The 7,519-nt window shown below is 60.9% G+C and carries 7 protein-coding genes; 6 read left to right on the forward strand and 1 reads right to left on the reverse strand.

Annotated features, from left to right (window positions below; translation table 11 throughout):
* Positions 1-62: 62 nt before the first annotated feature.
* The 5 genes from C9413_RS24390 (at position 63) to C9413_RS24410 (ending at position 5,620) form a co-directional block, all read left to right on the forward strand.
* The gene (locus C9413_RS24390) at positions 63-1,343 is read left to right on the forward strand and encodes a CpaE family protein (RefSeq protein ID WP_170251007.1); all 1,281 of its coding nucleotides are present in this window, start codon (positions 63-65) and stop codon (positions 1,341-1,343) included.
* A gap of 30 nt (positions 1,344-1,373) precedes the next feature.
* Entirely contained in the window at positions 1,374-2,849 is a 1,476-nt protein-coding gene (locus C9413_RS24395; protein WP_039843573.1) for a CpaF family protein, read from the forward strand.
* On the forward strand, positions 2,849-3,856 hold the full coding sequence (locus tag C9413_RS24400; RefSeq protein ID WP_039843574.1) for a type II secretion system F family protein: 1,008 nt from the start codon (positions 2,849-2,851) through the stop codon (positions 3,854-3,856). The genes C9413_RS24395 and C9413_RS24400 overlap by 1 nt, the downstream gene beginning before the upstream one ends.
* Positions 3,857-3,871: 15 nt before the next feature.
* Entirely contained in the window at positions 3,872-4,855 is a 984-nt protein-coding gene (locus C9413_RS24405) for a type II secretion system F family protein (protein ID WP_039843575.1), read from the forward strand.
* 132 nt (positions 4,856-4,987) lie between these two features.
* Positions 4,988-5,620, forward strand: a complete 633-nt coding sequence (locus tag C9413_RS24410) for a LysE family transporter (RefSeq protein ID WP_039843576.1) — start codon at positions 4,988-4,990, stop codon at positions 5,618-5,620.
* 7 nt (positions 5,621-5,627) lie between these two features.
* On the opposite strand, the gene C9413_RS24415 is transcribed toward C9413_RS24410, so the two are convergent.
* Positions 5,628-6,452, reverse strand: coding sequence for a tetratricopeptide repeat protein (locus C9413_RS24415; RefSeq protein WP_039843577.1), 825 nt, complete (start codon positions 6,450-6,452; stop codon positions 5,628-5,630).
* A gap of 143 nt (positions 6,453-6,595) precedes the next feature.
* On the opposite strand from C9413_RS24415, the gene C9413_RS24420 reads away from it, so the two are divergent.
* On the forward strand, positions 6,596-7,519 hold a 924-nt coding region (locus C9413_RS24420; protein ID WP_170251008.1), incomplete at its 3' end, for a leucyl aminopeptidase family protein.

A 7,519-nucleotide genomic window follows, 5' to 3' on the forward strand; every position in this document is an offset into this window, starting at 1 on the left:
ATACAGGACCGTCCTTGAACACGACAATTCAGGCACCTTCTAATGAGGAGCGGATCCAGCCGATGAGCCCGATCGAATACGAGATCAAGAACACGACGGAGCTCCAGCATGCGGAAGACGCCGTTCGCATGGGCGAGCTGGAAAATATGCGGCCGCTGCCGCGTATTTCCGTGCATGCTTTCTGCGAAAGTGAGGCGCTTCAGCGGGTGATGGAGCGTTGCGGCAACGACCGGCGGATGGCGAAGGTCAGCCTGCGGATCACCAGCGGCGGCATTGCGGCTGCTGCGAACATGTTCGCCAGCGCTCCGACCCCCAACCTGATCATCCTCGAAACCAAGGCCAATGCGGCAAGCCTGCTCTCAGAGCTTGCGCCGCTTGCGGCGGTCTGCGATCCGAGCACCAAGGTCGTTATCATCGGCTACTACAACGACATCGCGCTTTACCGCGAGCTGATCCGCCACGGCATTTCCGAATACATGGTCCAGCCGATCGCGATGCCGGACGGCCTGATGGCCATGGCGTCGATTTTCGTCGACCCGGATTCCGAGCCGCTTGGCCGCAGCATTGCCTTCATCGGATCCAAGGGAGGCGCCGGCGCCTCGACGATCGCCCACAATTGCGCTTTCGGCATCTCCAATCTCTTCTCGACCGAGACGATCCTCGCCGATCTCGATCTGCCTTACGGAACGGCAAACATCGATTTCGACCAGGACCCGACGCAAGGGATCGCCGAGGCGGTCTTCGCTCCCGATCGGTTGGACGAGGTCTTTCTCGACCGATTGCTGACGAAATGTTCCGAACACCTGTCGCTGCTTGCAGCACCGTCGCTACTTGATCGGGCCTACGATTTCGATGGCCAGGCATTTCAGCCGGTCCTTGAAGTCCTACAGCGCAGTGCGCCGGTGACGGTGCTCGATGTTCCGCACGCCTGGTCGGAATGGACGCGCTCGGTCCTGGCTGCCGCCGATGAGGTCGTTATCTGCGCCGTTCCCGATCTTGCGAACCTGCGCAACGCAAAGAACATGCTCGATGCCCTGCGCAAGCTGCGCCCGAACGATAAGATGCCGCATCTGATCCTCAATCAGGTCGGCATGCCGAAGCGGCCGGAAATCGCTCCGTCCGATTTCTGCGAACCGCTCGAGATCGAGCCGATCGCGATCATTCCTTTCGATATCGGTCTGTTTGGCAATGCCGCCAATAGCGGTCGGATGATCTCGGAGATAGATCCGAAATCGCCAACCGCCGAAACCTTCTCGCAGCTGGCACACATCGTCACCGGCCGTGTGGCCATCAAGAAGGCGAAGCGCGGCGGGCTGATGGGGCTGCTGAAGCGCGCCAAGTAGTGACGAAAACGAGTAGATTGGATTTGTGGTATGTTCGGAAAACGCGGAAATGAAGGCTTCGGAAAGGGCGGTGCCGTAAGCGCACCGCCACCGCCGCCTGCCGCGGCGGCCCCTTCTTCCGCGCCCGCCGTGCTGGTCGAGCCGGCAAGAGAGCCTGGCCGGCCCCAGGTGACACCGCCACCGATGCAGTCCCCCCAGCGCCGGCGGCCGGCCCGCACCGATGAATATTACGACACCAAGGCGCAGGTCTTTTCGGCGCTGATCGATACGATCGACCTGTCCCAGCTTGCCAAGCTCGATGCCGAAAGCGCTCGCGAAGAAATTCGCGACATCGTCAACGATATCATCACCATCAAGAACTTCGCGATGTCGATATCCGAGCAGGAAGAGCTGCTCGAAGACATCTGCAACGATGTTCTCGGCTACGGCCCGCTGGAACCGCTGCTCGCGCGCGACGACATCGCCGACATCATGGTCAACGGCGCCGGCAAGACCTTCATCGAAGTCGGCGGCAAGACGGTCGAATCGGAAATTCGCTTCCGCGACAACGGCCAGCTTCTCTCGATCTGCCAGCGCATCGTCAGCCAGGTCGGCCGCCGCGTCGATGAATCGAGCCCGATCTGCGACGCCCGTCTTCCCGATGGTTCGCGTGTCAACGTCATCGCCCCGCCGCTCGCCATCGACGGCCCGGCGCTCACGATCCGTAAATTCAAGAAGGACAAGCTGACGCTCGATCAGCTCGTCCGCTTCGGCGCGATCACGCCTGAAGGCGCAACACTCTTGCAGATCATTGGCCGGGTGCGCTGCAACGTCGTGATCTCCGGTGGTACCGGTTCCGGCAAGACGACGCTCCTGAACTGCCTGACGAACTATATCGACAGAGACGAGCGCGTCATCACCTGCGAGGATACGGCGGAACTGCAGCTGCAGCAGCCGCATGTGGTCAGGCTCGAAACCCGCCCGCCGAACATCGAAGGCGAAGGCGAGATCACCATGCGTGATCTCGTCAAGAACTGCCTTCGCATGCGTCCGGAACGCATCATCGTCGGCGAAGTGCGCGGACCGGAGGTTTTCGACCTTCTGCAGGCGATGAATACCGGTCATGACGGCTCGATGGGAACGATCCACTCGAACTCGCCGCGCGAATGCCTGAGCCGTATCGAATCCATGATCGCCATGGGCGGCTACAGTCTTCCGGCAAAGACCGTTCGCGAAATCATCGCCGGCTCGATCGACGTCATCATTCAGGCAGCGCGTCTTCGCGACGGCTCGCGACGCATCACGGCGATCACCGAAGTGATCGGCATGGAAGGCGACGTGATCATCACCCAGGATCTGATGCGCTACGAGATCGAAGGCGAGGACGCTGGCGGCCGACTGATCGGCCGTCATTTGTCGACCGGTATCGGCAAGCCGAATTTTTGGGATCGCGCGCGCTACTACAACGAGGAAAAGCGCCTGGCCGCCGCCTTGGATGAGATGGAAGCAAAGTCGAAGGAAGTATGATGTTCGGTGTCGACCCGATAGTGCTCGCCATCATCGTGCTGGTCGCGGTCGCTGCGGGCGCGGTTTGCTATGGCCTGCTCTTCAGCCGTATGGAGACCGAGAAGAAAGCCGCCAATCGCGTCAACCGCGTCGCTTCAACCGAGACCGACCGGGTGAAGGTCAAGGCCGCACGGGACCGTGTCCAGGAAATGTCGAAACGCCGCAAGTCGGTGCAGGACAATCTCAAGGACCTCGAAAAGCGCCAGCAGGAAAACACAAAACGGAAATTGTCCCTGAAGTCCCGCCTGACCCAGGCGGGCTTTGCGGTCACGCCCGCCAAATTCTACATGTTCAGCGCGGCCTTCGGCCTGTTCCTGATGCTGATTGCGCTGCTTGCCGGCGCGCCGATGCTGGTCGTACTTGCGCTTCCGGTCGTTGCCGGCCTCGGCCTGCCACGATGGATCCTGGGCTTCCTGATAAAGCGCCGCCAGAACAAGTTCCTCGACGAATTTCCGAACGCGCTCGACGTCATCGTGCGTTCGATCAAATCCGGCCTGCCGCTGAACGACGCGATCCGCCTTATCGCAAACGAGGGCCGCGATCCGGTGAAAACCGAATTTCGCCGGGTCGTGGAATCGCAGCAGGTCGGCCTCAGTATTCCCGACGCCTGTGCTCGCATGACCAACTACATGCCGCTGCAGGAAGTAAGCTTCTTTGCGATCGTCATCGCCATTCAGTCGCAGGCCGGCGGCAATCTTTCCGAAGCGATCGGCAATCTTTCGAAGGTTCTCCGCGACCGCAAGAAGATGAAGGCCAAGGTGAAGGCGCTGTCGATGGAGGCCAAGGCTTCCGCCGTCATCATCGGCGCTTTGCCCTTTATCGTCGCCACGCTCGTCTACCTCACGTCACCGCAATACATGATGGTTCTGTTCACCGATCCGCGGGGGCACTTCATCATGGGTGCATCGGCGGTCTGGATGTCGATCGGCATCTTCGTCATGCGCAACATGGTCAATTTCGACATCTAGCCGGAGGCAAGCGTCATGTCAGCAGATCTTGCAGCGCGATTGACCGATCCGGCCATGCTGGTCGCGCTTCTTGTTGCGATCGCTGTCTTTGCGACCTTCTACACGATCGCCGTTCCCTTCTTCGAGCGCGGCGACCTGAACAAGCGCATGCGCGCTGTTTCGACGGAGCGTGATCAGATTCGCGCACGCGAGCGCGCCCGGATGAACACGGAGGCGGGAAACAAGGCGTCGCTTCGCAACCAAAACAATCGCTCTGTTCGCCAGATCGTCGAGCGCTTCAATCTGCGCAAAGCGCTGGTCGACGAAAACACGATGAACAAGCTGCGCGCAGCCGGCTACCGCTCGGAAAACGCTCTGAACACCTTCCTCGTCGCCCGCTTCCTTCTGCCCTTCGTTTTCCTTGCCCTCGCTGCCTTTTGGATTTTCGGTCTCGGCAATCTCGCAACCAAGCCTCTTCCTATCCGCCTGCTTGCTATGATCGGCACGGGCTATCTCGGTTTTTATGCGCCGAACATCTTTATCTCGAACCGCATGTCGAAGCGTCAGCATTCGATCAAGCGTGCCTGGCCGGATGCGCTCGACCTGATGCTGATTTGCGTCGAGTCCGGTATCTCGATCGAAGCCGCGATGCGCCGCGTGTCGGAAGAGCTCGGCGAACAGTCGCCGCCGCTTGCCGAAGAAATGGTGCTGACGACGGCCGAGCTTTCCTTCCTGCCGGACCGCCGTCAGGCGCTCGAAAACCTCGGCACGCGCACGCAGATCGATCTCGTGCGATCTGTCACCCAGGCCCTCATCCAGGCCGACCGTTACGGCACGCCGATTGCGCAGGCGCTGCGCGTTCTCGCACAGGAAGGCCGCGACGAGCGCATGAACGAGGCTGAAAAGAAGGCGGCTGCCCTGCCGCCGAAGCTGACCGTTCCGATGATTTTGTTCTTCCTTCCCGTACTCGTCGCCGTCATCCTCGGCCCGGCCGGCATCCAGGTCGCCGACAGGTTCTGATGCCGCTTGCAGGCGGGGCGGAAACCAGCTAGCCGTAGTTTCGCGTGACTGGCGAACGCGATCGAAGACCATCGGAAGCGCTGATGTGACCGCCGCTCGCCTGGCGTTTTTCGAAATCAGGAGCGAGCCTTCATGTCTTCTGCAGCCATCCTCACCAGCATTTTTGCAGCACTGATGGTCGGAGCGATGAGCCCCGGCCCGAGCTTCGTCGTCGTCTCCCGCATCGCCATTTCCCGCTCGCGCCTTGATGGCCTGGCAGCGGCACTCGGGATGGGTGTCGGCGGCGTCATGTTCGGCATTCTTGCGCTCGCAGGCCTGACGGCTTTGCTGACGCAATTCGCGTGGCTCTATCTGGTGCTGAAGTTTGCAGGCGGTGCCTATCTCGTCTATATCGCGTTTCGCATCTGGCAGGGCGCGAAGGCACCTCTGGAGGTGTCCGGTGCGGTCGAGGGCAGGGCGTCGCTCGGCCGCAGTTTCTCGATGGCGCTGCTGACGCAGCTCAGCAATCCGAAGACCATCATCGTCTATGCCAGCATATTCGCAGCGTTTCTGCCGAAAACCGTACCCGCAGGTGTCATGATCGGTCTGCCGATCGGAATCTTCGCGATTGAGGCCGGATGGTATTCGATCGTGGCGCTGGCTTTCTCCGCGCGCCGTCCACGCCAGGTCTATTTGGCCGCCAAACACTGGATCGACCGCGCTGCTGGGCTTGTCATGGGCGGGCTGGGTTTGCGCTTGATCTTCTCCGGCGCGATGCTTCGGTAGTCGGAGATCAGTTGGTGTTGCTTGCCGGCGCGCTGTCCTTCGCCGCGAGTTTCTGCCAGGAATTCTGCTGGGAAAGCATTGAACGCAAATAGGCGACGTTGGCGTCTGCCTGCTGCGGCGCGAGTTCGCGGCGGGCGATCTCTTCGGCCTCCGAAAAACGTCCCTGCAGGCCGACAGCAAGGGCGAGGTTCTGCCTGACGCGGCTATCGGCGCCCGGCTGGCTCGCCGCCTGCTTGAGATAGGTTTCGGCGGTCCTGAGATCGCCTGTCAGCACGTAGGACATGCCGAGATTTGAAAGCACGGAAGGCTCGTTCGGCATGATGTCCAGCGCATCGCGATAACGTGCTCGCGCATCGCTGGGCTTACCCATCTGGTCGAAAATCGCGCCCTGGGCAGAAATGAGCTTCCAGTCGGGCCGGTCCGGGGTTTGCGCCCGGCCGATCGTGTCGAGCGCTTGCTGGAACTGTCCTGCGGCTGCCTGGGCCTTGCCGTAGGCAGCCAGGACATTGCGGTCTTTGGGATTGGAAATCGCAACCTGCTGCATGACGGCAAGCGCCTGCGCGTCGCGCCCGGCCATGCGCAGCAGGTTGGCGTAGTTGACGCCGTTTACCGGATCGCGGGGATTTTTCTCGTAGGCCTGCCCGACCCGGTCCGTCATTGCGTGAAGCTCGTTCGCATCCATGGTTTCGACGGGCTTTGTCAGCTTCGGCACCGAACCCGTCGTCATCTTGTCCTTGGTCGTCGAGCAACCGGCGAGCGCGGTGACCACCAGCGCTGCGGTGACGCACTGGAAAATACGGTTCTTGAATGGATGGATGGCGGGGAGAGGCATTGCGCTTTCCTGAATTCAGAAACTGGCGTTTGACCTCTAAGCGGAACAGGGAAAGGTTTGACGCAATCTTCACTCCAGCAATAGTCTGTTAACCCTAACGGACCGTTAAAAAAACGATTCCCGGACATCGTCGAAGGATAAATATGGCCCCCTATCAGTTCATCGAGAGACCGACGCCTTTCAACACGAAAGGCGGTTCCACATTGCCGATCTTCGCGGTCACGCCGGCGCATATCGAGACCGGCACGATCGATCCGATCGCGCTCGATTGGGCGAAGAAGGCAGGCTACAAGGCGGAAAGCGGCTCGCTGCTGCTGATCCCGACCGCCGCCGGCCATCTCGGCGGCGCGCTTTTCGGCCTCGGCGCCAATCCATCGGAGCAGCCCTATATCACCGGCAAGCTTGCCCGTTCACTGCCCGCCGGCGACTGGCATATCGAAACCGCACCGCTGACGGCAAACCGCCTGTCGCTCGGTTTCGGTCTCGGTAGCTACCGTTTCGACCGCTATCGTTCCGACAAGCAGGCAGCCGCGACGCTGATGATCCCGCGCGATGCCGATGGCGCGGATATCAAGCGTCAGCTCGCAGGCGTGTTCCTCGCTCGCGATCTCATCAACACACCGACCAATGACATGGGCCCCGAACAGCTCGAAGCTGCCTTCCGCGGCCTGGCCGAGCACTACAAGGCGGAAATGTCGGTCACCATCGGCGATGATCTGCTGAAGGAGAACTTCCCACTGGTCCACACCGTCGGCCGCGCCAGCGTCGACGCGCCACGGCTTCTGGAACTGCGCTGGGGAAAGAAGGGCCACCGCAAGGTTACGCTTGTCGGCAAGGGCGTCTGCTTCGATACCGGCGGTCTCGACATCAAGCCGGCCTCCTCCATGCTGTTGATGAAGAAGGACATGGGCGGTGCGGCGAACGTGATGGGTCTTGCGCTGATGATCATGGACGCGAAGCTTAAGGTCGAACTCCGCGGCTACATTGCCGTCGTCGAAAATTCGTTTTCGGCAAATGAGGTCCGCCCCGGGGGTGACTTCAATCAGTCTCCTAATATCAGTTGCGAG

Source organism: Rhizobium sp. SEMIA 4085 (assembly GCF_013004495.1).
In the GTDB taxonomy this organism is placed as follows: Bacteria; Pseudomonadota; Alphaproteobacteria; order Rhizobiales; family Rhizobiaceae; genus Rhizobium; species Rhizobium gallicum.

Coding starts and splice junctions, on each gene's coding strand:
- C9413_RS24395 (WP_039843573.1), top strand. CDS start 1,374: ATGTTCGGAAAACGCGGAAATGAAGGCTTCGGAAAGGGCGGTGCCGTA.
- C9413_RS24400 (WP_039843574.1), top strand. CDS start 2,849: ATGTTCGGTGTCGACCCGATAGTGCTCGCCATCATCGTGCTGGTCGCG.
- C9413_RS24390 (WP_170251007.1), top strand. CDS start 63: ATGAGCCCGATCGAATACGAGATCAAGAACACGACGGAGCTCCAGCAT.
- C9413_RS24410 (WP_039843576.1), top strand. CDS start 4,988: ATGTCTTCTGCAGCCATCCTCACCAGCATTTTTGCAGCACTGATGGTC.
- C9413_RS24405 (WP_039843575.1), top strand. CDS start 3,872: ATGTCAGCAGATCTTGCAGCGCGATTGACCGATCCGGCCATGCTGGTC.
- C9413_RS24415 (WP_039843577.1), bottom strand. CDS start 6,452: ATGCCTCTCCCCGCCATCCATCCATTCAAGAACCGTATTTTCCAGTGC.